Below are 25,873 nucleotides of genomic sequence, written 5' to 3'. Positions count from 1 at the left end.
CCTCAGTCGGTGATGAAGCCGTAGGTGCCGCGATAATGACGCGCTGGTTCGACACGACCCGGCGCGCCGTAGATGCGGTTGATGCTGCCCAGGAGGTCGGACTGCGGATCGGATGCGTCGGCGAAACCGTCATCGGGCCGCGACAGATCCTTTTGTGCGACGGCGCGCACCACATAGGGCGTTACAAGGACCACCAGCTCGGTCTGCCCGTTGACATAGTCGCGGCTGCGGAACAGCGCCCCGAGGACCGGCAACTGGGTGAGTCCGGGCAAGCCGTTGATGGCTTGCTTGGTCTGCTCCTGGATCAGACCGGCCATGGCCATCGAGCCGCCGGACGGAATCTCCAGTGTCGTTTCCGCGCGCCGCGTCCTTATTGAGGGTACCGTGAGCGAGTTGCCGATCGTCTGCGTTATCGTCATCGCGTTCTCGGTCGACAGCTCCGAGACCTCTGTCATTACCCGCAGGCTGATCCGGCCCTCGGTCAGCACCACCGGCGTGAAATTCAGCGAGATGCCGAACTTCTTGAATCTGATCTGCGTCAGGCAGACCCGGGTGGCGGGATCGCATGAGTAGCCGGCTGGAATGGGAAACTCGCCTCCCGAGATGAAGGTCGCCGACTCCCCCGATATCGCCGTGAGGTTCGGCTCGGCGAGCGTCCGGATCACGCCTGCGCTTTCCATGGCGCGAAGCGTGGCCTGCACGCTCGGAACCACACCGGGATAGCCGGCTTGCCCGGGCAGGAGGTTGGTCAGGCCGGCGGATCCGCTAAGGTTGTTTCCACTTACGAGCGGCCTGCCGAGAGCGGTGAACGGATTCGAATTGCTGAAGTTCACGACCGCGGTGCCGTAGTTCATATTGGCGCTGAGGTCGATGCCCATCTGCTTGATGATGGTGCGAGCGACTTCTGCGACCGTGACCTTGAGCATGACCTGGTCACGGCCCCGCACGGCGATATTGTTGACGACTTTTTGTACGCCGTCGGCGAGGCGTGCGGCGAGATCCCCGGCCTGTTGCGCCTCGATCGGGCTCGACACCCATCCCGAGAGCATGACTCCGTCACCCAAACCATCGACCTTGATCGCGGCATTCGGCAGAAGTTGCTTGAGCGCGGCGCGCAAGCCGTTGAGATCGCGCGTAACCGCGATATCGTAGGCCGAGATCTGCTGGCCGCTGCTGTCAAAGAAGATGATGTTGGTTTGACCGACTGCCGCGCCGATGATGTAAGCGCGTTGCGCTGATCTCACCACGGCGTTCGCGATTTTCGGGTCGGCGACCAGAACGTCCTTCACATCGCGTGGCAGGTCCACCACAACCGACTTGCCGATGCCGAGCGAAAGAGATTGTGTATGCATCTTTGCGCCGGTCGTCGCAGCAGACACGCGGTAATCGCTCGCGAACACCGGCGCCAGCGCGGGATTCAGCGTGAATGCGCCCACTGCCGCGAAGGCGAGTGACCGTGTCACGAAGGCCCGCACTGATGTAGGTTTTGTTGTCCATTCCATGACGGGCGTCCTTAACTACCTCTGCACGGTGACCTGAGTCGGAACGCCGTAACGGACGACACTGATACTGTCGCGCCTCCTATCATCGATGTTGCTTTCCGGGGCATTGGCGTCGGCGAGGCTGCGCAGCGCGAGCGATAGCGTTCCCATCTGACGCGACCGCGCCAGCGTCTCCGCCTGTTCGGGTTTCAATTCGAGCGTCGCGGTCCTGCCAACCACGACTTTTTGTCCATTCTTCTCCTCGATGGTCTGATCGACCGCGAGGACGCGCACATTGCTGAGAATGGTTTCCGAGTTCACGGAATCTCCGCTCGGATGATCGGCGTTTCTGTCCCGCCTCGAGAGGATCACGTCAACGCGGTCATTGGGCAGTATGAAGCCGCCGGCTCCCGTCTCCGGGGAAATTTCGGTCGAGATCGCGCGCATCCCGGTGGGCAGGATCGCGGCCATGAAGCCGGATCCTTTTGCGCTGACGAGCTTGGGTTCGCGAATGGGCTCTCCGGCGATGAAGGGCGAGCGGGCGATCGACCCCGCGAGTTGCGTGGTGGCGTCCGGACGTCGGTCACGGCGAATGAAGCTGTTGCTGGCGCTATCCGCGGGCCAGGTCTGCCACGCCACATCGTTTGCGGTGACCGTCTGGCCCAGTTGAATGTCGGATTTCGCAACCAGGACGTCGACAGTCGGAAGTTGTACCGTCTGAGCGATTTGAGGTTTCTTGTCAGATCCGCTCGCGAGGTAGGCGGCGAGGCCGCCCGCGCCGACTGCGATGGTCAGGACGACGATGCGTGCGGTGTTCATGCGCTTGAATTTCCACGTTACGGCGCGGCGCTTGCGTCGCCGTCACGGGAGTTGAACATTTATTCGTCAAAGCATGGTTAATGAGGCGTATCTAAATCGCGTTAACGAGATCTTGCTGTCACCGAAAGCCAAAGCGCGTCAGATCGACCGCACTTACCCAGTCGGTCTCCGGATAGATCAGCAAAGCGGCGAATGCGAGCGCGATTCCATAGGGAATTCCCGCATTCCTGCCGTGCAGCCGGAGAAGCCAGTCCTGACTGTAAAGCGACGCCGGCAAGGGCCATTGCCGGAACTGGAGCAGCAATAGCGTCAGCGCTCCGCCGAACAGCGAGGCATAGACCAGGTACTCCAGCGTATGTCCGAAGCCGAACCAGAGCGCGGACGCCGCCGCCACTTTGGCGTCGCCGCCGCCGATCCAGCCCATCGCAAAGCACGAGAAGGCCACGACGAGAACCGCAAGCCCGGCTCCCGCATGGGACAGCATCTCGTGAAGCCCCATGCCGCTCAGGGGAGCCAGCAGGAGGAAGCCGGCTATCAAGAGCAGCGAGACCCGGTTCGAGATTGTCATGGTCAGCAGATCGCTCGCGGCCGCGAATGCCATCAAGGCGGGGAACAACAGCAATCGTGCGATATCGAGGGTCATGGAATAGCCGGTCCCGATTCCTTTACGGCGTGATCCGTCATGGGATCCGATCGTATCCTGTCGATGTGAACATTCTGGAAACGGGAAAGGTCATGGCCAGACAGCGATAATCCTGGCCACGATCGCAATGACGGCGACGGTCAGCGCCATGCAGACAGTCTGGATCGCCCGTTGCGTCGGTTCATCATGGGGCGGACAATGTTTCTTGGGCACGGAGGGTTTGGACATGATCATGGCGGCCCTGTCAGCTTTCGTGCGCGAATGGAAGGGAAGCAGACACGGAAACAGAAAAGGCCCCGGCAGACCGGGACCTTTTCGATCGCGAAACGAAAGACTTTCGCTTACTTCTTGTGAAGATCGTCTTGGACGTTCTGGAACGTGGTGTTCAGCGAGGTTCCGAGCGTGTTGACCGCGGTGATGATCGCGACGGCAATGCCGGCGGCGATCAGGCCATATTCGATCGCGGTCGCGCCGGACTCATCCTTCAAAAAGCGCGAAAAAAGGTTCTTCATAACTGGCTCCATGTGTTCACGTGGCTGTCGAACTACACTTGGTCCCAACGGCGTTCTCAGCACCGTGACCATGCCATCAACGTAGGAGGGGAGAATTGCAGCGCAGTTAATTCGATTGCAGAAATACGGCCGTAACGAGCCGAGTATGTCTCACGGTGAATTTATATTTAAAGGAGATTTATAAAAATGCGTTTGACTCGACAGCCGCGTTCGAGCGCGCCTTATGTCAGCGGCGGCGGCTTTTGCAAATCGCTCACCCGTCCGGGATCAAGACGCCGGCAGCGCTTGTCCCTGCGTGCGTTTGCAGTTCATTCATCAATTAACGTCAGATTTCATGTCGTGGGCTGGCCCTGTCGGCATCGCCTTTTCAGCCCCTATGCGTTCCGGAGTAGAGTATGTGGTTCAAGTCCCTGCACGGCCCTTCGCGTGCTTCGGTCATCGGCATGTCGCTCGCAGCGGTGATGTTGCTGGGTCCGGTGGCGGCTCCCGCCGAGGTGACGAGTGAGCCGATTTCGGTCAATGTCGACCAGGCAAAGCTGGTCAGGCTGCCCGGACATATCGCGACGATCGTGGTCGGTAATCCGCTGATTGCCGACGTTACCCTGCAGCCCGGCGGCCTTGTTGTCGTGACTGGCAAGGGCTATGGCGCAACCAATGTGATTGCGATGGACCGTGCCGGCAGCATTTTGGTGGATCGCGTCATTCAGGTCGAGGGGCCAAGCGATCAGGTGGTGACGGTCTATCGCGGCCTGGAGCGTGAGTCTTATAGCTGCATGCCGATTTGTCAGAAGCGGGTCACCCTCGGTGACAGCACCGCTTACTTCAAGGCGACAATGGACCAGGCCAACAACCTGAGTTCGCAGGCCGGCAACGCCTCTACAAAATAAAAGCCGATTGGCAGCGGGATTCCCGGCTCTCTGCCGGCGCAGCACCTGCCAAACCGATCCAGAATTAGTTAATATCCGGTATACGGCGAGGGGCATTCTGCTCCTATCGGACGAAACACTTCCACAATCAGTTTCGGGTAGTCCTTGACGGTAGATAAATCCCGCCGTGCGCAAGGATTTCACGATGTCGCCGTTTCCCCGCTTCAAGGCCACAGCAAGGATGGCCGCTCGTTTTCAGGGCCATAAGGGTGGGTCCGCGGCGGTTGAATTTGCGCTCGTCGCGCCGATGTTCTTCGCGCTGCTGTTCGCGATCATCGAGACAGGACTGGTGTTTTTTGCGAGCCAGAGCCTTGAGACCGCCTTGCAGGACTCCGCGCGCACGATCATGACCGGTCAGGCGCAGATCGCCGATCTCACAAAGCAGAGTTTCAAGACCAACATCGTCTGCAAGTACGCCGGTATTCTGTTCGATTGTGAAAACAAGATCTATGTCGATGTCCAGAGTTATCCGTCCGGTTTCGGGAGCGTGGAGATCTCCAATCCGATCTCGGGCGAAGATTTCACCAACACGAAATACAACCCCGGCGGCCCGGGAGACATCGTCGTCGTGCGGCTGTTCTATAAGTGGCCGCTATACGTCACGGGGCTTGGCTACAACATCGCCAACCTGAGCAGCGGCGAGCGGCTGCTGTCAGCGACGGCCGCCTTCAAGAACGAGCCCTATCCAGCTCCGACGCCATCATCCTGATGATGGGTACGCAGGAAACGGCCGCGTATGCAAATTGAGAATGTGAAGCCGATGTCTAAGGCGTTTTCGAGCGGAGTGGATGCCGGTTCGCGTGAAGAGGGCGCGTCAGAACAAAAGTCTCGAGTCTCGTTCCGATTTGATCGGAACGGAAATGGCTCCAGCATCTGGTCTTGCCTCAGGGGTAAGGCGGCAGCATTGCGGCGGGATTCGCGCGGCACGGCAGCGACCGAGTTTGCGATCATCGTGCCGCTGATGCTGGTGATGCTGTTCGGGACCATCGAGGTGTCGTCAGGCGTGGCCGTCAATCGCAAGGTCACGCTGGTCGCGCGGACACTGTCCGATCTCACCTCGCAGTCCAGGGGGGTTAACGATGCCGACGTGACGAATTTTTTGGCTGCCAGCTACGGCATCATGTGGCCCTATCCCTCGGGACCCGTGCAGGCCACGATTTCGGAGCTGTATATCGATCCTGCGACTTCGGTGGCGCGGGTGCAATGGAGCAAGGGCAAAGCGCCGCGAGGCACGGGGTCGACAGTCGGCATTCCTTCAGGACTCATCGCGCGGGATTCGTCTGGCAAAGTGCTCCCCAATCAGTACCTCATCTTCAGCGAGGTCAGCTATCTTTATAAGCCGATCCTCGGCTATGTGATGTCGAAGGCGGGCATCACGCTGAGCGACGCTACTTATACCCGCCCGCGCAAGTTCAGCTGCGTCACCTATCCTACGCCTCCGTCTGGCAATTTCCCTCCCTGCCCGACCAATTGAGGTTGCGTGAACACTTCAAGATATCGTCATAAAACAAGAAAGGCCGCGCTGAGGACGCGGCCTTTCTTTCGATGTGATCTTTATCAACAGGACGTAGACGCGCGCTGCTTAGCCAGCCGCGCGAAGATTGTCGGCTGAAGATTTTCCAGAACGGCGATCAGCGACGATTTCGTAGCTGATCTTCTGTCCTTCACGCAGCGTTCCGAGCCCGGCCCGCTCAACCGCGCTGATGTGAACGAACACGTCGTTGCCGCCATCGTCAGGTTGAATGAAGCCGTAGCCCTTGGTTGCGTTAAACCACTTCACGGTTCCCATGCTCACGGGTAGTCCCTTTATCAAGTACGTATGTCGAAGCCCGCGTTTGGCGGGCTGGTGAGATTGGATTTTTGGAAGGGTCGTCAGCGTCTAAACCGGCTGTACCGGTGGTAGCTAATGTCGTCCGGCCGAAAATCGCTAACCCTATATTATTCGAAGGTAAGCCCCGAAACAATCCTAACGTGCAGGATTTTTTAAGGTGAAGTTCGCCGGGCTTGGGGTCCCTATCGGCGAGCGGTCCTCTCCAAGCTGAAAGGAGCTATCGGCGGCGAAACTGACCCCCGCGCGGCGGGGCGCCACGCGGCGGACCACCGGGGCGCTCGTCCTTGTGCCGGAAGATCAGGCGGCCCTTTTCCAGATCGTAAGGAGACATCTCAATGGTGACGCGGTCGCCGGCCAACGTCTTGATCCGATTCTTTTTCATCTTGCCGGCCGTATAGGCAACGATTTCGTGCCCGGCATCGAGTTGCACCCGATACCGGGCGTCGGGCAGGATTTCGGTGACCAGTCCTTCGAACTGGATCAGTTCTTCTTTCGCCATAAGGTTCTCCGGATCGAGTGGCGGTTCATGAGATCACGATGATGATGGATCGGAGCGATCCAAAATCATGAATGCGATCGATTCCAATGTTTTTGAGCTGGAGGTGCGCGGAAACGCTGCTTCCTTGCTTGCTCTGGCTGTCCCATCCTAGCATTTGCATCCGTCCGGCAGGAGTCCCTGCAACGATTCTGGATCGACTTTCGCCTTTCGACGTGCCGCAAGTGGATGGCAAACGTCATATTTCACCCTGGCGCTGAGGCGGCTGATTGGATTTCAGGCGCTCGGGCCGGCTTTTGCGGTGCAGGAAGGCAACCCCCTGCATTCCACCGGGCTTGCTCCCCTGGGCTGAACGGGGCGTCTCCTGCCGGCTGGATTCCGGTCGGCGGTTCGTTTGCGGCGTTCCCTTGCCGCGGCGACGGCGCGAACCTTTCCCCGAGGAGACGTCGCCCGCCCTGGCCGCATGACCGTGGGGGGCGTTGTTTCCGCCGCGATGTTGCTGGGGAGCCGGCGCAGCCTCGCGCTGCCCCGACGTCCGGCGGTCTTCCCTTGGAATGACCACGCGGATCAGCTTCTCGATATCACGGAGATAGGCCATCTCTTCCGCTCCGGCGACCAGCGAGATCGCCGCGCCCTCGGTGCCTGCGCGCGCGGTGCGGCCGATACGGTGGACGTAGGTTTCCGGGACATTCGGGAGATCGAAATTGACGACGTGGCTGATCCCGTCGACGTCGATGCCCCGTGCCGCGATGTCGGTCGCAACCAGTGTCCGGATCTCGCCAGTGCGGAACGCCGCCAGCACCCGCTCGCGGTGGTTCTGCGATTTGTTGCCGTGGATCGCGTTGGATCGGATGCCGGACTTGGCAAGGCTCTTCACGACCTTGTCGGCGCCATGCTTGGTCCGCGTGAAGATCAACGCCCGGTTGACCGGCTCCTGCTTCAAAAGCTGGGCCAGGTGTGCGGGCTTGCTGGCATGATCGACCTGGATGATGCGTTGGGCGATGCGGTCCACGGTCGAGGCGACCGGCGTGACCGCGACGCGAGCCGGATCGCGCAGCATCTGGTTGGCGAGTTCCGCGATGTCCTTCGGCATGGTGGCCGAGAAAAGCAGCGTCTGCCGCTTCACCGGCAGCTTCGCAATGACTTTGCGAATGTCATGGATGAAGCCCATGTCGAGCATGCGATCGGCTTCGTCCAGCACGAGGAATTCGACTTGGCCGAGCTTCAGTCCGTTGCTTTGAACGAGATCGAGCAAGCGTCCCGGCGTGGCGACCATGACGTCGACGCCGTGCATGACGGAGCGGACCTGACGTCCCATCGGGACGCCGCCGATCGCGAGAGCCGAGGTCAGGCGCAGATGGCGGCCGTAGGCGTTGAAGTTGTCGAGGATCTGGCCTGAAAGCTCGCGCGTCGGGCTGAGCACCAGCACCCGGCAGCTCTTGGGCTGCGGCTTGATGCGATTCTGCAGCAGCCGATGCAGGATGGGGAGCGCGAACGACGCGGTCTTGCCGGTGCCGGTCTGCGCAATCCCGACAATGTCGCGTCCGGTGAGGGCAATAGGAATGGTTTGAGCCTGGATGGGCGTGGGCGTCAGATAATTTTCTTCCGCGAGCGCACGTGAAATCGGATCGGCGAGGCCGAAATCCTGAAAGGAGGACAAAAGGTTGTTTCTTTCCATTATGCGACTGGGCGCCCCGGCCACATCAGCCGGAACGTGCCAGTGGTGTCTGTGGACACCCGCGTGTTTGGGGCGTCTATTGACTTTAGCTGAAGTGGCAAGCCAGAAACCGTCGAACGGGCTCAGAACACGCGGCTCGCAGTGACCTGATAGCTTCGCAAGGTCGGCTATCATATGAAGCAGGAACGCGGCGGATTCAAGGTGAATTGTCGTGGTTTCGCCCGCGAACCGATCCCGTGGAGCCATCCTGCCGGGCGCTGCGCTCCTGTCGGGAGCCGGTCGTCCCCATCTCTTGGGTCACTTCCCATCCCAACCGCATGCTTTGAGCATCGCGTGCAAATGCGCGGGCGCGGGCGCGGCGACCACGACGGGCGGCTTGTTCCTCGACAGCGGAACCGCGATTTCACGCGCATGCAGATGCAGGCCCGGATCGTCGAGACGCGGGATGTATTGTTCGTTTCGCAGGCGGCGTAAACTTGCCTGCGTTCCGTAGATGCTGTCGCCGACGATCGGCCAGCCCATCGCCGCGCAATGGACGCGCAGTTGATGGGTACGGCCGGTCATCGGCTCCAGTGCGAGCCAGGTCAATAATGTTGTTCGGTCAATATCGCTCGGCGGTATTTCTGCTCCCTCCTCCCTTGTGGGGGAGGGTTGGGGAGGGGGGTGATTTGTTGGGATGTCGAAACCATTGGCCCCCACTCCCGGCCCTTCCCCGCAACGGGAAGGGGAGAAGTGATCGCCGGCCGCAGTGAGGACGCCGCGCCCCAGCACTTTCCATGTCGTGATCGACGGCAACCCGTTCGGATCCGGCTTCTGCCACCAGCCGCGTTCTTCGTTCATCCGCCCGAGCGGAATGTCGATGGTGCCCTCGTCATCTGTCGGACCGCCTTCGACCACGGCCCAGTAGGTCTTTGAAATCTTGCCGTGCTTGAACAGCAGACCGAGCGAGGCCGTCGCCTTGCGGTGGCGTCCGAGCACCAGACAACCCGAGGTGTCGCGGTCCAGCCGATGGGCCAGCACCGGCGGCCGCGGCAGGCCGAACCGCAGCGCGTCGAACGAGGCTTCGAGATTGGCGCCGCCCTTGGGGCCGCGATGGACGGCGATGCCCGCCGGCTTGTCGATCACCAGCATCAACCCGTCGCGGTGGAGCACGCGGGCCTGGATTTCCTCCGGCGTTGGCTGGGCCGTGTTCATGGTCACTTTATTTCTGGTTATCGCCGCATCACATTTTGTAGGGGCATCACATTGTCCGAATCCGAAAGTCGCTCATCTCTGCGCACCAGTCCTATGGGAGGATCGTGCAGTCAACCCTTTCGCTCGCAGGCCGAAACGGCTAACACACCTCCCCAATGAACGACAGCACCGAGGATAAACCGAAACAAAGCTGGTGGCGTAGACTGTCCGGCGGCCTCAAGCGGACTTCGACGTCGCTTGGGACCGCGGTGGCCGATCTCGTTACCAAGCGCAAGCTCGACCGCGCCATGCTCGATGATATCGAGGACGTCCTGCTGCGCGCCGATCTTGGAGCCGCGGTCGCCGAACGCATCGCGGAGGCGGTCGGCGAGGGCCGCTACGACAAGGCGATCTCCGCGGACGAGGTGAAGGCGGTCGTCGCCACCGAAGTGGAAAAAGTCCTCGCGCCGGTGGCGAGGCCGCTGGTCATCGACGGAACATTCACGCCCTTCGTTATTCTGGTGGTCGGTGTCAACGGGTCCGGCAAGACAACGACCATCGGCAAGCTTGCGGCGAAACTGTCCGCGGAGGGCCGCAAGGTGATGATGGCGGCCGGCGATACGTTCCGGGCTGCGGCGATCGAGCAATTGAAGGTTTGGGGCGAACGCACCGGATCGCCGGTCATCGCGGGCGAGCAAGGGTCGGATTCGGCCAGTCTTGCGTTCAACGCGCTGACTGCGGCGCGGAACGAGAAGCGCGATGTGCTGCTGATCGACACCGCGGGCCGCCTGCAGAACAAGGCGGAATTGATGAACGAACTGGAAAAGATGGTTCGCGTCATCCGCAGGGTCGATGCGGCGGCTCCGCATGTCGTGCTGCTCGTGCTCGACGCCACCGTCGGACAGAATGCGCTGTCGCAGGTCGAGGCGTTTCATCGCACCGCCGGCGTCACCGGGCTCGTGATGACCAAGCTGGACGGTACGGCGCGCGGCGGCATTCTGGTGGCGCTCGCGGAGAAGCATAAACTGCCCGTGCATTTCATTGGGGTGGGCGAGGGGGTGGACGACCTCGCGCCATTCACCGCACGCGATTTCGCGCGGGCGGTGGCGGGGATCGAAGGCTGACGATGGACAAGAAGCAACCGCACCCGTTCTTCAAGCTCGCGACCGAACTGGGTCCGCTGCTGGTATTCTTCGCCGCCAATGCGAAGTTTGGCCTGTTCGTTGCAACGGCTGCGTTCATGGTGGCGATCATGGCGGCGATGGTCGTGTCCTATGCGGTGACGCGGCATATCCCGCTGATGGCGCTGGTGACGGGAGTCATCGTCATCGTGTTCGGCACGCTGACCCTCGTGCTGCATGACGAGACCTTCATCAAGGTAAAGCCCACAATCATCTACGCCCTGTTCGCGGCGGTGCTCGGCGGCGGATTGCTGTTCGGCCGCTCCTTCATCGCGATCATGTTCGATCAGGTGTTCAACCTGACGCCGCGCGGCTGGCGGCTGTTGACGCTGCGCTGGGCGCTGTTCTTTTTCGCGATGGCCGTCCTGAACGAGATCATCTGGCGCACCCAGAGCACGGATTTCTGGGTCAACTTCAAGGTTTTCGGGGCGGTCCCGCTCACCATGATCTTCGCGATGATGCAGATGCCGCTGACCAAACGCTATCATCTCGAACCCGCCACGCTCGAGGCCAGCGATGCGAGCGAAGGGGACATCAGCAAAGGCTGATCATCACTTGTCCATAAGTTGACCAAAACGACGAGCAGTGCCGGATCAAGAACCCGCTTTCAGGGCCTTTTCGATTTCCGGCTTCAGCACCGCTTCGATGTTTTGTGACGTGATTTCCCCGACCAGCTTGTAGGCGATGGTCCCATCGCGTGCGACCACGAAAGTCTCGGGCACGCCGTAGACACCCCATTCGATCGAGGCCCGGCCATTGCTGTCGACGCCGACGACGTCGAAGGGATTGCCGTAGCGCCCGAGAAAGCGGCGGGCGTTGTCGGGGGCGTCCTTGTAGTTGATGCCAACGAATTGCACGCGCTGGTCCTTGGCGAACTCGGTCAACAGTGGCGCCTCGCTATGACAGGGGACGCACCAGGACGCCCAGACATTGACCAGACTGACCTTGCCCATGAAGGTCGCGGGGTCGATCCCCGGCGTCGGCTTGCCGTCCGCCATAAGGCCGGGTAGCGGCGGTAGCGTCGTTTTGGGCGCGGCACGGCCGATCAGCGCCGAGGGGATTCGCGAAATGTCGCTGTCGCCGAGGCGAAACCAGAACAGGAGCGCCAGCGCGGCGAAGATCACGAGCGGCAGCGCCATCAGCCAGCGTCGTTTCGGTGTACCTGACGGAATTGCGGGGTCGGTCATTGCACGTCCGCCGCGCTGCGCCCCGAACGCCGGATGGCGCCCGCAGCTTCAAGGCCGCGCAGGCGCGCCCTCTGACGGCGGTAATCCATGATCACCCAGAGAATGAGCGCCGCAACCACGGCTGCGACAGATACATAGGACGTCACGATGAACGCGGCATAGGGACCGAGCGTCATGGTCGTCACGCCGCCGACTTGCTGGCTTGCAGCATCTGCAAGGTGCGTACGCGCCGGCGCAGGATTTCATTCCGCATCGCCGCGATATGCAGCGTCAGGAACAGCAGGGTGAATCCGATCGCCATCACAAGGAGGGGAATGAGGAAGGCGCGGTCGAGCGTCGAGCCGCCCATGCGCACCACCGAAGCCGGCTGATGCAACGTATTCCACCAATCGACCGAGAACTTGATGATCGGAATGTTGACAGAGCCGACCAGCGTCAGCACCGCCGCGGCGCGCGCGGCGCGTGAGGGGTCCTCGACCGCGCGCCACAGCGCCATCAGGCCGAGATACATCAGGAACAGGATCAGCACCGAGGTCAGCCGCGCATCCCACTCCCAATAGGTGCCCCACATCGGTCGGCCCCACAGTGATCCGGTCAAAAGGGCAAGAAATGTGAAGGCTGCGCCGATCGGAGCGGCAGTCTTGGCCGCGACGTCGGCCAGCGGATGCCGCCACACCAGCGTGCCCAGCGCGGCGACGCTCATCACGCCCCACACGAACATCGACAGCCATGCATTCGGAACGTGGATGAACATGATTTTCACGGTCGCGCCCTGCTGGTAGTCGTCGGGCGCGATGGCGGACTGGTACAGGCCGATCGCTAGCACAAGCGCGGTCACGGCCACGAGCCACGGCAGAATCCGGCCGGCAAGGGTAAGAAACCGGGACGGGTTGGCAAGATCAATCAGGGTCATGGCTCACTGATAGTCGCCGGAGCTACGCCAGGCAATGCGGATTTGCGTCCGGTTTCGTCCTTGAGCAAAAATTGATTGGCTGCATGTTGGGCCTCAATTGGGCCTCAATCCAACCCGTGCCGGAGACTGGCGGCGGCGGCAAAAGGGCCGATCACAAGACTCGCCAGCGACAGCGCGCACAGAATCGAGAACGGCGTGCCGAACGGCGAGGGGCCGGACACCGCCGCGTTGGAGGCGGCGACCCCGAAGATCAGCACCGGAATCGACAATGGAAGGACCAGCACCGAGAGCAGCAGACCGCCGCGACGCAGGACGACCGCGAGCGCGGCGCCGATCATTCCGGTGAAAGTGAGCGCGGGCGTTCCTGCAAGAAGCGTCAGCGCTACGGCGCCGGTCGCGATGGCGTCAAGGTTGAGCAGAAGTCCCAGGATCGGCGTTGCGGCTACCAGCGGCAGCCCTACCGCCAGCCAGTGCGCCAGCGCCTTCGCGGCGCAAGCCAGTTCCAGCGGCGTTCGGCCCATGACGATCAGGTCGAGCGAGCCGTCCTCATGATCGGCGGTGAACAGCCGATCGAGCGTCAGCAGGCTTGCGAGCAGCGCGCCGAGCCAGAGAATGGCGGGGCCGAGTTTTTTCAGAAGCGCGAGGTCGGGGCCGACCGCGAACGGCATCAGCACCACGACGATGAGGAAAAACAGCACGCCGATCAGAGCGCCGCCGCCGACGCGCAGCGCGACGCGAACATCCCGGCGGATCAGCGCGGCGAGGGCGGTCATCGGCAAGGCCTCCCTTGCTTTCGTTCCCTCTCCCCTTGTGGGAGAGGGTGGTTTCGAGCGTGGCGAGAAACCGGGTGAGGGGTCGATCCGAAACGCGATGCTTGACCCCTCACCCGCCTCCGCTTCGCTCCGGCACCCTCTCCCACAAGGGGAGAGGGCAGGAGTCCCCGCTGAACGACCCTGCTCAAGCTCTTCACGCCGCGCCTCCGATCCGCAGTTCCTGCACGGCAATGCCGAGCGGCGTATGGGTTGCCGCCAGGATGATGCCACCGCCCGCGAGATGGCCGGTCATGATGGCGGCGAAGGCGGCCTGGCCGGTGATGTCGAGGGCCGATGTTGGTTCGTCCAGCAGCCAGACCGGACGCTTGACCGCCAGAAGCCGTGCGATCGACAGCCGCCGCCGCTGCCCCGCCGAGAGATAGGCCGCCGGCAGATGTGCGACACGATCAAGCCCGACCGCTGCGAGCGCATCCGATTCGCCCGGCTTTCCGCCGCCGAGGAAGTTCCGCCAGAAAGACAGGTTCTCGCTGACGGTGAGTGCAGGTTTCAAAGCGTCGCGATGGCCCAGGTAATGTGCCTGCTCGGGCAGCGTCAATTCGGGATCGCCGCCTTCAAGTCCGATCGATCCGCCCGCCATCGCCAACAGGCCGGCCAGCAGACGCAGCAGGGACGTTTTCCCCGCGCCGTTGGGGCCGACGATCGCCACCGCGTGACCCGACTCCGCTGTCACATCAAGGCCGGAAAATACCTCCCGGCCTCCCCTAACGCACCGCAAACCGTTCCCTGAAAGTCTCATGATGGTCCTGTTCGCGGAACGGCCGCGTTTCCGTGTAGGGCTGAAAGGCGGGGCACAGGCACTGCGGACGTGGCGGATGATCTGGAAAGACTCTATAAAACCTGGAACTTGATGCAGCATAAAATGCGCCGCAACGAAACCCCGGGGATTCGGTGTGTTAACGGTGCCTTAATACCTTAACGGTTCACCGGCCGGTACCCCAGACTTTTTGAATCGGGATTCTCCACATGGCTTCGCTCGATAGCTACAGATGTCTGAAAACCTTCAAAGTCGGCGGCAAGACCTATGCTTATTACAGTCTGCCGGCTGCGGAAAAAAACGGTCTCAAAGGCATCTCCCGGCTGCCCTATTCCATGAAGGTTCTTTTGGAGAATCTGCTGCGCAACGAGGATGGCCGCTCGGTGACCAAGGAGAATATCGCCGCATTCGCCAAATGGTTGAAGAAGCGCAGACTCGAGCACGAAATCGCTTTCCGTCCAGCTCGCGTATTGATGCAGGATTTCACCGGCGTCCCCGCGGTGGTCGATCTCGCGGCGATGCGCAATGCGATGCAAAATCTGGGCGGCAAGCCCGAGAAGATCAATCCGCTGGTGCCGGTCGATCTCGTCATCGACCACAGCGTGATCGTGAACTTCTTCGGTGACAACAAGGCGTTCGCCAAGAACGTGGTGGAGGAATACAGGCAGAACCGGGAGCGCTACGAGTTCCTGAAATGGGGCCAGAAGGCATTCTCGAATTTCTCGGTGGTGCCGCCCGGCACCGGCATCTGTCATCAGGTCAATCTGGAATATCTGGCGCAGACGGTGTGGACGAGGAAGGAAAAGCTGACGATCGGCAGAAAGACCGCGAGCATCGAGGTTGCTTATCCGGATACGCTGCTCGGCACCGATTCCCACACAACGATGGTCAACGGTCTTGCCGTGTTGGGATGGGGTGTCGGCGGTATTGAGGCGGAAGCCGCCATGCTGGGCCAGCCGCTGTCGATGCTTCTGCCCGATGTGGTCGGATTCAAGCTCAAGGGCGCGCTCAAGGAAGGTGTCACCGCCACCGACCTCGTGCTCACCGTCACCCAGATGCTGCGCAAGCAGGGCGTCGTCGGTAAGTTTGTCGAGTTCTACGGACCTGGCCTCGATCATCTCTCGGTCGCGGACAAGGCGACCATCGCCAACATGGCGCCGGAATACGGCGCGACCTGCGGCTTCTTTCCGGTCGATGCGGCGACCATCGACTATCTCAAGACCTCCGGCCGCACGGCGGCCCGTGTCGCGCTGGTGATGAAATACGCCAAGGCGCAGGGCCTGTTCCGCAGCGCCGCTTCGCCCGATCCGGTCTTCACCGAAAAGCTGACGCTCGATCTTGGAACGGTGACGCCATCGCTGGCGGGACCGAAACGACCGGAGGGCCGGCAGGCGCTGTCGGCGGTCGCGGACGGCTTCGCCGGTGCGCTTGTGGACGAATACCGGAAGACCGACGCCGGGGCGCGTTTCCCGGTCGAGGGCCGCAACTTTGATCTCGGACATGGCGACGTGGTGATCGCGGCAATCACCTCTTGCACCAACACATCCAATCCGAGCGTGCTGATGGCCGCCGGGCTGCTGGCGCGCAAGGCGGCAGCGAAGGGGCTGACCGCGAAGCCCTGGGTGAAAACGTCGCTGGCTCCGGGCAGCCAGGTGGTTGCCGAATATCTCGCGGCGTCCGGGCTCCAGCTCGATCTCGACAAGGTGGGATTCAATCTGGTCGGATTCGGCTGCACCACATGCATCGGCAACTCCGGGCCGCTGGCGCCGGAGATTTCAAAGTCGGTCAACGACAACGGTATCGTCGCCGCCGCGGTCCTGTCCGGCAACCGTAATTTCGAGGGCCGGGTTTCGCCGGACGTGCAGGCGAATTACCTCGCCTCCCCGCCGCTGGTCGTCGCCTATGCATTGGCGGGCTCGGTGACCAGGAATCTAAGCCGCGAGCCGCTGGGCACCGACAAGGACGGCAAGCCGGTGTACCTGAAGGACATCTGGCCGACCTCGAAGGAGATCAACGCCTTCATCAAGAAGTACGTGACCTCGAGAATCTTCAAAAAGAAGTACGCCAACGTGTTCAAGGGCGATGACAACTGGCGCAAGATCCAGACCGTTGCGAGCGAGACCTACCGCTGGAACATGAATTCGACCTATGTGCAGAACCCGCCTTACTTCGAGGGCATGACGAAAGAGCCGGAGCCGATTGCGGACATCGTGGACGCGCGCATTCTGGCCATGTTCGGCGACAAGATCACCACCGATCATATCTCGCCGGCCGGGGCGATCAAGCTGACGTCGCCTGCCGGAAAATATCTCAGCGAACATCAGGTGCGTCCGGCGGATTTCAATCAGTACGGCACCCGGCGCGGCAATCATGAGGTGATGATGCGGGGCACCTTCGCCAATATCCGCATCAGGAATTTCATGCTCAAGGGCGCCGATGGCGCCGTCCCGGAGGGCGGCTTGACCAGGCACTGGCCGGACGGCGAGCAGATGCCGATCTACGACGCCGCGATGAAGTACCGGCAGGAGAATGTGCCGCTTGTCGTGTTCGCCGGAGCCGAATACGGCAACGGCTCGTCGCGTGACTGGGCAGCCAAGGGGACGCTCCTGCTTGGCGTGCGTGCGGTGATCTGCGAGAGCTTCGAGCGCATTCACCGCTCCAATCTCGTCGGCATGGGCGTCCTACCGCTGACGTTCGAGGATGGCGCGTCCTGGCGATCCCTCGGGCTCACGGGCGAAGAGACGGTGACGATTCGCGGCTTGCAGGGCAATCTGAAACCGCGTCAGAAACTGACGGCGGATATCGTTTCCCGCGACGGTTCGCTTCGTCGTGTCGTGCTGCTCTGCCGCATTGATACGCTCGATGAGCTCGACTACTATCGCAACGGGGGCATCCTGCACTATGTGCTGCGTAAACTCGCGGCTTGACCTGATGATCCGATTCCGACATTTGCATCGCGTTCGGGCGAGTGTCGCAATCAGAGAGGACCCATAGCAATGCAAGCTGTCATGGAGATTTGCGTTTGACTTTCGTATCCGGAAGCCGCGATCGCCGGGGCGACCAATCTCAAACCGGTACATTCATGCATGGTGCCTTCACCGCGAATTGAGTGGCGGGCAGGCGGGGGGCAGCCTATCAAATGCCGGCTTCTCGCATTCGGAAGTATGCTTCTCATGCCGCCGGCACATGTCGTGCCGCGGTTTCGGTGGCCTTGATGATGTCTCGCGGTAGTTTGTCACGACTGTCCGGTGCGTTTGGCGTTTGCGCGCTCGTTGCTATCAGTCGTCCCGCTTTGGCGGAGCCGCGCGCCGTGGTCGAATTGTTCACGTCGCAGGGTTGCTCCTCATGCCCGGCCGCGGACGAAATTCTTGGCGATCTTTCCAGGGATCCTTCGATCGTCGCACTGAGTATGCCGATCGATTACTGGGATTATCTCGGCTGGAAGGATACGCTGGCGGACAATCGCTTCACCGCGCGCCAGAAGGCTTACTCCCAGATGCGGGGCGACCGCGACGTCTACACGCCGCAGGTGATCATCAATGGATCTTCCCATGTGATCGGCAGCGATCGCGCGGCCATCGAAAGGGCGGTCCGCGATACGCGGAAAAACCGGGACGTGATGTCGGTGCCGGTTTCGATGTCGGTATCGGGTAGACAGCTCAATGTGTCGGTTGCATCCGCCAACGGCAATCATCTCTCCGATCACGGCGAGATATGGATATGCGCGATCCAGAAGTCAGTCCCGATAGCGATCGGGCGCGGAGAGAATAGCGGCCGCGAAGTAACCTACCATAACGTCGTTCGGAGCTGGCTCAAGGTCGGTGACTGGACGGGCAAGGCGGGAACCTGGGCCGTGCCGATGGAGAATATCGCCCACCACGGCGTTGATGCTGCGGTGGTCTATGTTCAGGACGGCAATCGCGAAAGGCCCGGTCCGATGCTTGGTGCAGCTTACACCTTGCTGCATTGATTCGAATTTTCCGTGAGCCGGATCCGTGTGACGAACCCGGCAAGCCAGCCTCCGCTCAAGGAATGATCCGACAAAAGGACCGGCTTTGGCCAGCTCGAAAAAGGTCGGAACTCAAGTCTTGCGAAAGGCCCGATCCTGATGAGTCCCGGGGGGCTGGGGGCTGAGGATCCGGTCCCAAAAGGATCGAGCCATCGCAGAGAATGCTTTCTCCCAGCTCAGCGGGGCGGTTGCTTGACGGAATTTGGGCTGCATTATGATTTCGGCAAACCTTCTTGTTAAGAGGCTATCATCTGGCGTTCGGGCGCTTGCACAAGGAAGGAAACACATTGCTTCCTGCCACTTGAGACAGGAACCCAAGACCTCTTGCGGCAAGTTGCATCCGGGGCAATGATGTCATCAACCTTGATAGGAGGAGTCGATGAGTTCGCCGCCGGACGACTTTGATCCAGGTGAGGGCCGCCCGACGGACCGCGGCCCTGCCGTGGTTCCCGTTCCGGGCAGAGTGACGTTCGACCGTTTCGAACTCAATCGAATCCTCAATCTTTATGGCCGGATGGTCGCCGACGGCGATTGGCGCGATTATGCCATCGATTTCTTCAAAGACCGCGCAGTGTTCTCGATCTTCCGCCGTGCCTCCGAGGTTCCGATTTATCGTATCGAGAAAGACCCGCGGCTGGCGCGCAAACAAGGCGCTTATAGCGTGATTTCGGCAAGCGGCCTCATTCTGCGGCGTGGTCACGAACTCGACCGGGTTTTGCTTGTCATCGACCGCAAGCTGGCGCTGGTTTGATGCAACGCCGGTCGGGCACGGCCGGCGGGTATTTCCGCGCGGTCACGGGCGTGCCTTCCTGTGCCGGCTCAAAACTCAGTTTTGAACCGACGTCTCCCCGGAAAAAGCAGTTTCGAACTGTCGTCTCCCCGCCGGTCGCCGCAAATCAAAAGCGGGGGGACAAATCCCGATCCGGGGTGACAAGGCAGCGATTCTTCCCGAGAATCGTTGGATCTGGAAGCGGTGGACGGGGTTGTTGGCAGTGGCTGGCGCGAGAAGACTTCTGGCCGGTTTTGCAATTGCCTCCGGCATGATGCTTGTCTCCGTTCATGCCGATGCAGGATGGTGGTCGCGCGCGCCGGTTGACTTCGAGGAATGCGCTGCCAGCGCTGAAAAGAGTGCGGCCTCGTCTGAGGAGAAGGGCAAACTGCTGACGGCATGCGAGGCTCGATTCGCCGGCCGGCGCAAGCCCGGCGGAGGTTATACTTATTACGACTTCATGCAGAACCGCCACTTCGACATTGCGGGGCCGAACCCGACGAAGGAAGAGCAGAGACGCATCGACGAGCAGTATGCTGTTTTTCTGAAGGATCAGCGGCGCAGCATCATCGCGGCGGCGTTCTTCCGGAAGCAGCAACAAGTCGAGCAGGCCAATGCCGCGCTCGAGGCTAGCGGCAAGGCGGACCCCGTCAATATCCGGCTGACGCCAGCGCCGAAAAGGCGTGCAAGGCACCTCACCGTGCTTCCGCGCCCGCGCCCCGAGACAGCACCTCATTGTGGGAGCGATCTTCTGTCGGTCTGTAACAGGTCGCGGATGTCAGCTGGCGTTCACGACATCAAGAAGGCTCTCTTTGGCTCTTTCGCGAAGAGGAGCGCGACTGATGCTCATAGTGTTCGTGCTCATCCGCCTGCCGGAGCTGTTCGGGCCGCTAAATAATATCGGGGGGCGACGGCTGTAATCGCCGTGCACCGCCATGCTATCAGTTGCGCCGCGTCGGTCGGCTAAGACCGGCCTGCTTGAAGACGGGTGGCAGGAAACCGGTTTCCACTTTTTCGGGATCATGCTCGAGCGGGCTGCCGTCCGTGACGAGCAGCCCGCTTCCGAGTTCGTCGAAACGAAAGTCTAATTAGCGCCGCTGACGAGCTTTATCCTTGGCGCCGTGGCCTCGATCAAGTTGCGATAGACATCCAGATAGTCCAGCGCCATGCGCCGCGCCGTAAAGCGCGCCTCGAACTCTGCCCGGATGGCTGCGCGATCGAGCGTTCCCAGGCCGTGGACAGCGGCGACCGCGCTGATCTCGTCCTCGACGATAAAGCCAGTTAGCCCGTCCGTAATGATTTCGGCGACGGAGCCGCGATTGTAGGCGATCACGGGCGTACCGCACGCCATTGCCTCGATCATAACCAGGCCAAAAGGTTCAGGCCAGGCGATTGGTACCAGCAGCCCGATGGCGCCGCTGAGAAAATCCGGCTTCTCGTGATCGCTGATCTCGCCGATATACTCTACCAATGAATGATCCATCAATGGTCGGATGCATTCATCGTAATAATCCTGATCCGCGCGATCGACCTTTGCGGCGATCTTGAGCGGGATGCCGCATCGAAGCGCGATCCTGATTGCTCGGTCGACGCCTTTCTCCGGAGCGATGCGGCCCAGAACTGCGAGGTAGCTCGGCTCGACGGGGCGGGGGGTCAGCAGATTTTCCGGAAGTCCATGATAAACGGTACGGGCCCAACGGGCCTGGGGCGCCGGGCGGCGTTGTGCGTTGGAGATTGAAATCAAGGGAATTGAGGAAAATTCGTTGAAGACCGGTTGAAGTTCCGGAAGGTCGAGACGGCCATGCAACGTGGTGAGAAAGGGTGTCGGTTGTCTCGAAAACAGCGAGAAGGGATAGTAGTCGAGATGAAAGTGGAGAAAGTCGAATGCTCCATCCTCGCACTTCCGGCACACCCGTTCAAGCATCACCATATGCAGGGCGTTTGGATCGCGCACGGCGCCATCCAGCCGCAAGGCTCTCGGCCAGGGCGCATCGAGCCGGGCCGAGGTAAGAGAGTCGCCGCTGGCGAAAAGGGTCACGTCGTGTCCCAACGCGACAAGTTCCTCCGTCAACCAATGCACCACACGTTCGGTGCCGCCATACAATTTCGGAGGAACGGCTTCCGTCAACGGGGCAACCTGCGCGATGCGCATCTAGCAGTCTCCTGTGATTTGTTTGATTTGTTTCATGTCACTTCCGGTCAGGGAGAAGGCGTTGGTTTTTTCGGGATTCAGGAACGCTTTCGGATTTGAGAGGTTCCTTTCTTCCGCGCAACTTCTTCCATGTTGTCTGTTGGCCACATTGTCGTCTTGGTGATGCCATCACTCCCCGGCAGACAGACAGCCTATGCAGGCTTTGCAACGAAGTTTCTGCGCATTGACGGCTTTTCTGAGGGTCTTGTGCGGCATTGTCGAACGGGGTCCCGAGCAGGCGTCTAACTCTGGTGGCTATCAAGCAGCTCGGTAGGAATCATGGACGATTTCTCGGGATACGCCTGTCGACCCCTTGCATTCGTGATGCGGTATTGCCGTCGGCGATTGGCGGCGCACGCCGCGATCCTTTTATGTGTCGTGGCGGCGGTGGTGTGTTCAGTGGGGACGCAATACGGCGTCAAATCGCTGGTCGACGTGCTGGCGCACGGGCCCGCGCATAGCGGGGCGGTATGGCTGGCGTTTATCTTTCTTGTGTCGTTGATCGCCGCTGACAACTTCCTTTGGCGTATCGCAAGTTGGGTCGCAAGCTTCACCTTCGTTGGCGTTACCGGCGACCTGCGCCGCGATATGTTCAAGCATCTGACAGGTCATGCGCCAAGTTATTTCGCTGGACGGATGCCGGGGATGTTGACGAGTCGGATCACGGCGACATCGAACGCGGTCCATACCGTCGAAAACATGATGGTCTGGAACGTGCTGCCGCCCTGCATCGCCACTGTAGTTGCGATTGCGTTTATTGGGACGGTCAGTCCCCTGATGGCGGCAGGGTTGACGCTTGTCGCCGTCATCATGATCCTCGTCATGTTCGGAATGGCTGCCGCGGGTAAGACGCTGCATGACGATTTTGCCGCCAAGGCTGCGATGGTCGATGGCGAGATGGTCGATGTCGTCAACAATATGCCGCTGGTCAGGGCTTTCTGCGGGACCGACCATGAGCTGGACAGGTTCAATACCACGGTTGGCCGCGAAATGAGCGCGCGCGGACGAAGCCTCCGTTATCTCGAAAAGCTCAGGATCGCACACGCCGCGGTCACGGTCGTGCTGACCATTTCCCTGCTGGCGTGGGCCATTACGTTGTGGCAGCGCGGCGATGCCAGCACGGGGGACGTCGTTCTGGTCTGCACGCTGGGTCTGTCGATTCTGCACGCAACCCGAGATCTGGCTGTCGCGCTCGTGGATGTCACCCAGCATGTTGCGCGGCTATCGGAAGCCGTTGCTACGCTGCTGGTCCCGCACGAACTGACCGATCACCCGGAAGCGAGGCCGCTACGAAAGAACGGCGCGGCCATCGCCTTCAACAATGTTTCGTTTCACTACCCCGGCAGCCCATCCGTTTTTGAGCGGTTCAATCTCAGGATTCAGGCCGGGCAGCGCGTCGGATTGGTTGGAGAATCGGGCGGCGGCAAATCGACCCTGTTTGCCCTGTTGCAGCGGTTCTACGATCCGAAGCGCGGAAGCGTGACGATCGACGGTCAGGATATCGCGCGAGTTACGCAGCGGAGCCTGCGCGCAGCCATATCTGTAGTGCCGCAGGACATTTCGCTGTTTCACAGGTCCATTCTGGAGAACATCCGCTATGGCCGTCCGACGGCGACCGACGACGAGGTGCTGCGCGCAGCCATCGCCGCGCGTTGTGATTTTGTCGAAAATCTTCCCGAAGGACTGGCGACCATAGTCGGCGACCGCGGCGTAAAGCTTTCCGGCGGTCAGCGCCAGCGTATTGCCATCGCGCGCGCTTTCCTCAAGGATACGCCGATCTTGCTGCTTGACGAGGCGACCGCAGCATTGGACAGTGAAGCCGAAGAGGCGATCCGGGAGGCGCTTGGAAGTTTGATGCGCGGTCGCACAGTGATCGCGATCGCACACCGGCTTTCGACCTTGCGCAATTTCGATCGCGTCGTCGTGCTCAAGGACGGCAAGATCATCGAAGACGGTCAACCTGCTTGTCTGATGCGCAAGGATGGACACTACCGGAATCTCGTCGCCAAGGAGATGGGCCGACTCTCTGTTCACGCGGCCTAAACCCTGATCCCGTCAAGCGCCGGGCGTTGGCCGCTGCCGGCGCCGCTTGATCGGGAATTCGGCAAGGGAGAGGTGATGGCAACAAAACGCGCGGCCCAGATCACGATCGCGCCGTCAGAAGTTTTCTCCGAATCGCCGTTCTATATTCCCATGACCGGGCCGTCGGCGCGCCCGCGCCGTACGCTGAAACACGATGATACGTTCGTCGTGCTGGACAGCCATGGCGATATCGGAGCTTCCGCGGGAGGGCCGGACGGGCTGTTTAATTCCGACACGCGATATCTTGCCCGGCTGGAGTTGGTTCTCAACGACATGCAGCCGCTTCTGCTCGGCTCCAACCTGCGCAATGATAATTCCGGCCTCACGGTCGATCTCACCAATCCCGATATCTATGACGGCGACCGGATCGTATTTCGTAAGGATACGATTCATATCGTGCGCACGATCTTTCTGTGGCGAGGAACGGCGTATCAGAGGATCGGTTTGCAGAATCACGGCGAGCAGACCGCAAGCGTCGTTCTCTCCCTTCAGTTCGACAACGATTTTGCTGACCTGTTCGAGGCGCGGGGCGAGCGGCGCAAGCGCCGCGGGACCGGCACCAGCGAACTTGCCGATCCCGCCACCGTCGTTCTGTCCTACACCGGCATCGATGACGTCGTTCGGACGTCGCGTCTGCATTTCGAGCCGCGGCCGACGCGTCTGGCGGTCAACAGCGCGATGTATCAGATCGATCTTCCACCGCAACAGACTGCGGGAATTTTCCTCACCGTGTCTTGCAACAAGCCGGAGACGGAGCGGCCCGTTGGGTTTTATCGCGGGTTGCTGGCACATCGCCGTGAGATGCGGCGCGCCTGGTCTCATGCCACGAATGTCGAAACCTCGAATAATATTTTCAACGAGGTATTGTGCCAGTCGATGGCTGATCTGAATATCCTGCTGACGCAGACGCCGCAGGGCCGTTATCCCTATGCCGGAATCCCTTGGTATTCGACGACGTTCGGGCGTGACGGCCTGATAACTGCCTTGCAGATGCTGTGGATCGATCCCGGCATCGCGCGTGGCGTTCTCCGGAGGCTCGCGGCCTTTCAGGCGACAACCGTCGATCCTCTCGCGGATGCCGAGCCGGGAAAGATTCTTCACGAAATGCGCGGTGGCGAAATGGCGGCGCTGCGCGAGGTGCCGTTCGCACGATACTACGGTAGCGTCGATTCCACTCCTTTGTTCGTGCTGCTTGCGGGGCTTTACGTCGAACGCACGGGCGACGAGTCGATTTTGAAAGAGCTGTGGCCGGCGATCGAGGCTGCGCTCGGCTGGATCGATGGCACCGGCGATCCGGATGGCGACGGCTTCGTCGAATATCGGTGCGCGTCCGAGCAGGGTCTTGCCAACCAAGGTTGGAAGGACTCGTTCGACTCGATTTTCCATGCCGACGGCACGCTTGCTGAAGGCAATATCGCACTCGCGGAGGTGCAGGGGTATGTCTTCGCCGCCAAGCGATCGGCGGCGCGGTGCGCGCGCGCACTCGGTCTGGCCGATCGCGCCCGAGAACTGGAGGACGCCGCCGAGCGCCTGGCGTGCCGGTTCGAGGAGACATTTTGGTTGCCGGATTTGCGCACCTACGCGCTGGCGCTAGATGGGAAGAAACGCCCATGCGAAGTGCGGACGTCGAACGCCGGGCAATTGCTGTTCACCGGCATCGTCCAAGAAGAACGTGCGCGGATGGTCGCCGCTGATCTGATGCGGCCGGCGTTCTTCACCGGATGGGGGATTCGCACCGTTGCCATCGGGGAAGCGCGTTACAATCCAATGTCCTATCACAATGGCTCCATCTGGCCGCACGACAATGCGCTGATCGCGCTCGGGCTCGCGCGATATGGTCTCAAGCACTCGGTTGAGCATGTTTTCAAGGGACTGTTCGATGCGGCCTCCTACATGGATCTGCGGCGGCTGCCGGAACTGTTCTGCGGCTTCCGGCGTGAGCCGCGCCGTGGGCCCACCCTCTATCCCGTCGCCTGTCTGCCGCAGGCATGGGCGAGCGCAACACCGTTCACGCTGCTGGAAGCAGCGCTGGGTTTGGAGTTCGATCCCGCAAGGAGCGAGATCAGGCTACGCAATCCGCGGCTTCCGGCATTTCTCAATGAGATGATCCTGCGGCGGCTGCATCTCGGCGAATCCACTGTCGATCTGCGTCTTCGCCGGCATGATGAGGACGTGTCGGTCGAGGTATTGCGGACGCAAGGCCATGTTCAAGTATCGATGGTGCTGTCTCGTTAGAGACCTTCCGCTTCTGATTGAATCAAAAGCGGGGCTCTCGGATTTTGAATTGACGTTTTCGTCACGCGAACCGGTGTTCATCCTCCGGTCAAGCCCGAGGACATGCTTCGCTCGAAAATGCTCTCGTGTTTCGCGTCCGCGTTCGCATGTCCTTGTAGCA

The 25,873-nt window shown here is 61.0% G+C and carries 25 protein-coding genes; 11 read left to right on the top strand and 14 right to left on the bottom strand.

Annotation, left to right across the window (positions count from 1 at the left end):
- Nucleotides 1-2 precede the first annotated feature (2 nt).
- From NB311A_RS09625 to NB311A_RS09610, 4 genes are all read right to left on the bottom strand, one after another.
- Nucleotides 3-1,502 carry a type II and III secretion system protein family protein gene (locus tag NB311A_RS09625; RefSeq protein WP_207382371.1) on the bottom strand — a complete coding sequence of 500 codons (1,500 nt, stop codon included), beginning with the start codon at nt 1,500-1,502 and terminating at the stop codon, nt 3-5.
- A gap of 15 nt (nt 1,503-1,517) precedes the next feature.
- Nucleotides 1,518-2,300 carry a Flp pilus assembly protein CpaB gene (gene cpaB, locus NB311A_RS09620; protein ID WP_009798341.1) on the bottom strand — a complete coding sequence of 261 codons (783 nt, stop codon included), beginning with the start codon at nt 2,298-2,300 and terminating at the stop codon, nt 1,518-1,520.
- Between the two features lie 118 nt (nt 2,301-2,418).
- On the bottom strand, nt 2,419-2,943 hold the full coding sequence (locus NB311A_RS09615; protein ID WP_009798340.1) for a prepilin peptidase: 525 nt from the start codon (nt 2,941-2,943) through the stop codon (nt 2,419-2,421).
- 341 nt (nt 2,944-3,284) lie between these two features.
- Nucleotides 3,285-3,455: a Flp family type IVb pilin gene (locus tag NB311A_RS09610; protein WP_009798338.1), complete on the bottom strand. Its 171-nt coding sequence runs from the start codon at nt 3,453-3,455 to the stop codon at nt 3,285-3,287.
- A 395-nt stretch (nt 3,456-3,850) separates the two neighbouring features.
- Between NB311A_RS09610 and NB311A_RS09605 the strand changes: the two genes are divergently transcribed.
- From NB311A_RS09605 to NB311A_RS09595, 3 genes are all read left to right on the top strand, one after another.
- Nucleotides 3,851-4,342, top strand: a complete 492-nt coding sequence (locus NB311A_RS09605; protein ID WP_009798337.1) for a pilus assembly protein N-terminal domain-containing protein — start codon at nt 3,851-3,853, stop codon at nt 4,340-4,342.
- A gap of 184 nt (nt 4,343-4,526) precedes the next feature.
- Nucleotides 4,527-5,090: a TadE/TadG family type IV pilus assembly protein gene (locus NB311A_RS09600; RefSeq protein WP_040674805.1), complete on the top strand. Its 564-nt coding sequence runs from the start codon at nt 4,527-4,529 to the stop codon at nt 5,088-5,090.
- 195 nt (nt 5,091-5,285) lie between these two features.
- Nucleotides 5,286-5,855 carry a TadE/TadG family type IV pilus assembly protein gene (locus tag NB311A_RS09595; protein WP_009798335.1) on the top strand — a complete coding sequence of 190 codons (570 nt, stop codon included), beginning with the start codon at nt 5,286-5,288 and terminating at the stop codon, nt 5,853-5,855.
- A gap of 108 nt (nt 5,856-5,963) precedes the next feature.
- Here NB311A_RS09595 and NB311A_RS09590 read toward each other — a convergent pair whose 3' ends face one another.
- The 4 genes from NB311A_RS09590 to NB311A_RS09575 form a co-directional block, all read right to left on the bottom strand.
- On the bottom strand, nt 5,964-6,176 hold the full coding sequence (locus NB311A_RS09590) for a cold-shock protein (protein WP_002714433.1): 213 nt from the start codon (nt 6,174-6,176) through the stop codon (nt 5,964-5,966).
- A 253-nt stretch (nt 6,177-6,429) separates the two neighbouring features.
- A complete protein-coding gene (gene infA / locus NB311A_RS09585) occupies nt 6,430-6,711 on the bottom strand; it encodes a translation initiation factor IF-1 (protein ID WP_009798334.1) in 282 nt (93 codons plus the stop codon).
- Nucleotides 6,712-6,946: 235 nt separating this feature from the next.
- Complete coding sequence (locus tag NB311A_RS09580; RefSeq protein WP_009798332.1) at nt 6,947-8,386, bottom strand: DEAD/DEAH box helicase; 1,440 nt, start codon at nt 8,384-8,386, stop codon at nt 6,947-6,949.
- 297 nt (nt 8,387-8,683) lie between these two features.
- Nucleotides 8,684-9,580 carry an RluA family pseudouridine synthase gene (locus tag NB311A_RS09575; RefSeq protein ID WP_009798331.1) on the bottom strand — a complete coding sequence of 299 codons (897 nt, stop codon included), beginning with the start codon at nt 9,578-9,580 and terminating at the stop codon, nt 8,684-8,686.
- 155 nt (nt 9,581-9,735) lie between these two features.
- Here NB311A_RS09575 and ftsY point away from each other — a divergent pair, with 155 nt between their 5' ends.
- Nucleotides 9,736-10,683: a signal recognition particle-docking protein FtsY gene (gene ftsY, locus NB311A_RS09570; protein WP_009798330.1), complete on the top strand. Its 948-nt coding sequence runs from the start codon at nt 9,736-9,738 to the stop codon at nt 10,681-10,683.
- A gap of 2 nt (nt 10,684-10,685) precedes the next feature.
- Entirely contained in the window at nt 10,686-11,288 is a 603-nt protein-coding gene (locus tag NB311A_RS09565) for a septation protein A (protein WP_009798329.1), read from the top strand.
- Between the two features lie 45 nt (nt 11,289-11,333).
- On the opposite strand, the gene NB311A_RS09560 is transcribed toward NB311A_RS09565, so the two are convergent.
- The 5 genes from NB311A_RS09560 to ccmA form a co-directional block, all read right to left on the bottom strand.
- Nucleotides 11,334-11,927, bottom strand: a complete 594-nt coding sequence (locus tag NB311A_RS09560; RefSeq protein ID WP_040674685.1) for a DsbE family thiol:disulfide interchange protein — start codon at nt 11,925-11,927, stop codon at nt 11,334-11,336.
- Entirely contained in the window at nt 11,924-12,103 is a 180-nt protein-coding gene (gene ccmD, locus NB311A_RS09555; RefSeq protein WP_040674803.1) for a heme exporter protein CcmD, read from the bottom strand. Before ccmD ends, NB311A_RS09560 begins: the two co-directional genes overlap by 4 nt.
- 5 nt (nt 12,104-12,108) lie before the next feature.
- Nucleotides 12,109-12,840, bottom strand: coding sequence for a heme ABC transporter permease (locus tag NB311A_RS09550; RefSeq protein WP_009798326.1), 732 nt, complete (start codon nt 12,838-12,840; stop codon nt 12,109-12,111).
- Nucleotides 12,841-12,944: 104 nt separating this feature from the next.
- Nucleotides 12,945-13,613, bottom strand: a complete 669-nt coding sequence (gene ccmB, locus NB311A_RS09545) for a heme exporter protein CcmB (RefSeq protein WP_009798325.1) — start codon at nt 13,611-13,613, stop codon at nt 12,945-12,947.
- Between the two features lie 193 nt (nt 13,614-13,806).
- A complete protein-coding gene (gene ccmA, locus NB311A_RS09540; protein WP_040674682.1) occupies nt 13,807-14,409 on the bottom strand; it encodes a heme ABC exporter ATP-binding protein CcmA in 603 nt (200 codons plus the stop codon).
- Nucleotides 14,410-14,636: 227 nt separating this feature from the next.
- Between ccmA and acnA the strand changes: the two genes are divergently transcribed.
- The 4 genes from acnA (at nt 14,637) to NB311A_RS09520 (ending at nt 20,103) form a co-directional block, all read left to right on the top strand.
- Nucleotides 14,637-17,354: an aconitate hydratase AcnA gene (gene acnA, locus NB311A_RS09535; RefSeq protein WP_009798323.1), complete on the top strand. Its 2,718-nt coding sequence runs from the start codon at nt 14,637-14,639 to the stop codon at nt 17,352-17,354.
- A 287-nt stretch (nt 17,355-17,641) separates the two neighbouring features.
- Nucleotides 17,642-18,397 (top strand): thioredoxin family protein, encoded by a 756-nt coding sequence (locus tag NB311A_RS09530; protein WP_040674800.1) that lies wholly within the window; start codon nt 17,642-17,644, stop codon nt 18,395-18,397.
- 418 nt (nt 18,398-18,815) lie between these two features.
- The gene (locus NB311A_RS09525; RefSeq protein WP_009798321.1) at nt 18,816-19,187 is read left to right on the top strand and encodes a DUF2794 domain-containing protein; all 372 of its coding nucleotides are present in this window, start codon (nt 18,816-18,818) and stop codon (nt 19,185-19,187) included.
- Between the two features lie 241 nt (nt 19,188-19,428).
- Nucleotides 19,429-20,103: a hypothetical protein gene (locus NB311A_RS09520; RefSeq protein ID WP_207382370.1), complete on the top strand. Its 675-nt coding sequence runs from the start codon at nt 19,429-19,431 to the stop codon at nt 20,101-20,103.
- Between the two features lie 186 nt (nt 20,104-20,289).
- On the opposite strand, the gene NB311A_RS09515 is transcribed toward NB311A_RS09520, so the two are convergent.
- Nucleotides 20,290-21,357 carry a glycosyltransferase family 4 protein gene (locus NB311A_RS09515; protein WP_009798318.1) on the bottom strand — a complete coding sequence of 356 codons (1,068 nt, stop codon included), beginning with the start codon at nt 21,355-21,357 and terminating at the stop codon, nt 20,290-20,292.
- 318 nt (nt 21,358-21,675) lie between these two features.
- Here NB311A_RS09515 and NB311A_RS09510 point away from each other — a divergent pair, with 318 nt between their 5' ends.
- Nucleotides 21,676-23,439, top strand: coding sequence for an ABC transporter ATP-binding protein (locus tag NB311A_RS09510; protein WP_040674679.1), 1,764 nt, complete (start codon nt 21,676-21,678; stop codon nt 23,437-23,439).
- Nucleotides 23,440-23,514: 75 nt separating this feature from the next.
- Nucleotides 23,515-25,713, top strand: a complete 2,199-nt coding sequence (locus tag NB311A_RS09505; protein ID WP_009798316.1) for an amylo-alpha-1,6-glucosidase — start codon at nt 23,515-23,517, stop codon at nt 25,711-25,713.
- The last annotated feature ends 160 nt before the right edge of the window (nt 25,714-25,873 follow it).

This window comes from Nitrobacter sp. Nb-311A, assembly GCF_000152905.1.
Classification (GTDB): Bacteria; Pseudomonadota; Alphaproteobacteria; order Rhizobiales; family Xanthobacteraceae; genus Nitrobacter.
The sequence above is the reverse complement of the archived record's forward strand: the minus strand, read 5'-3'. Positions and strand labels throughout refer to the sequence as shown.

Excerpts from the sequence above, each read along its gene's own strand:
- NB311A_RS09625 (WP_207382371.1), bottom strand. The coding sequence starts at position 1,502 with ATGGAATGGACAACAAAACCTACATCAGTGCGGGCCTTCGTGACACGG.
- cpaB (WP_009798341.1), bottom strand. The coding sequence starts at position 2,300 with ATGAACACCGCACGCATCGTCGTCCTGACCATCGCAGTCGGCGCGGGC.
- NB311A_RS09615 (WP_009798340.1), bottom strand. The coding sequence starts at position 2,943 with ATGACCCTCGATATCGCACGATTGCTGTTGTTCCCCGCCTTGATGGCA.
- NB311A_RS09610 (WP_009798338.1), bottom strand. The coding sequence starts at position 3,455 with ATGAAGAACCTTTTTTCGCGCTTTTTGAAGGATGAGTCCGGCGCGACC.
- NB311A_RS09605 (WP_009798337.1), top strand. The coding sequence starts at position 3,851 with ATGTGGTTCAAGTCCCTGCACGGCCCTTCGCGTGCTTCGGTCATCGGC.
- NB311A_RS09600 (WP_040674805.1), top strand. The coding sequence starts at position 4,527 with ATGTCGCCGTTTCCCCGCTTCAAGGCCACAGCAAGGATGGCCGCTCGT.
- infA (WP_009798334.1), bottom strand. The coding sequence starts at position 6,711 with ATGGCGAAAGAAGAACTGATCCAGTTCGAAGGACTGGTCACCGAAATC.
- NB311A_RS09580 (WP_009798332.1), bottom strand. The coding sequence starts at position 8,386 with ATGGAAAGAAACAACCTTTTGTCCTCCTTTCAGGATTTCGGCCTCGCC.
- NB311A_RS09575 (WP_009798331.1), bottom strand. The coding sequence starts at position 9,580 with ATGAACACGGCCCAGCCAACGCCGGAGGAAATCCAGGCCCGCGTGCTC.
- ftsY (WP_009798330.1), top strand. The coding sequence starts at position 9,736 with ATGAACGACAGCACCGAGGATAAACCGAAACAAAGCTGGTGGCGTAGA.
- NB311A_RS09565 (WP_009798329.1), top strand. The coding sequence starts at position 10,686 with ATGGACAAGAAGCAACCGCACCCGTTCTTCAAGCTCGCGACCGAACTG.
- NB311A_RS09560 (WP_040674685.1), bottom strand. The coding sequence starts at position 11,927 with ATGACCGACCCCGCAATTCCGTCAGGTACACCGAAACGACGCTGGCTG.
- ccmD (WP_040674803.1), bottom strand. The coding sequence starts at position 12,103 with ATGACGCTCGGTCCCTATGCCGCGTTCATCGTGACGTCCTATGTATCT.
- NB311A_RS09550 (WP_009798326.1), bottom strand. The coding sequence starts at position 12,840 with ATGACCCTGATTGATCTTGCCAACCCGTCCCGGTTTCTTACCCTTGCC.
- ccmB (WP_009798325.1), bottom strand. The coding sequence starts at position 13,613 with ATGACCGCCCTCGCCGCGCTGATCCGCCGGGATGTTCGCGTCGCGCTG.
- ccmA (WP_040674682.1), bottom strand. The coding sequence starts at position 14,409 with ATGAGACTTTCAGGGAACGGTTTGCGGTGCGTTAGGGGAGGCCGGGAG.
- acnA (WP_009798323.1), top strand. The coding sequence starts at position 14,637 with ATGGCTTCGCTCGATAGCTACAGATGTCTGAAAACCTTCAAAGTCGGC.
- NB311A_RS09530 (WP_040674800.1), top strand. The coding sequence starts at position 17,642 with ATGATGTCTCGCGGTAGTTTGTCACGACTGTCCGGTGCGTTTGGCGTT.
- NB311A_RS09525 (WP_009798321.1), top strand. The coding sequence starts at position 18,816 with ATGAGTTCGCCGCCGGACGACTTTGATCCAGGTGAGGGCCGCCCGACG.
- NB311A_RS09515 (WP_009798318.1), bottom strand. The coding sequence starts at position 21,357 with ATGCGCATCGCGCAGGTTGCCCCGTTGACGGAAGCCGTTCCTCCGAAA.
- NB311A_RS09510 (WP_040674679.1), top strand. The coding sequence starts at position 21,676 with ATGGACGATTTCTCGGGATACGCCTGTCGACCCCTTGCATTCGTGATG.
- NB311A_RS09505 (WP_009798316.1), top strand. The coding sequence starts at position 23,515 with ATGGCAACAAAACGCGCGGCCCAGATCACGATCGCGCCGTCAGAAGTT.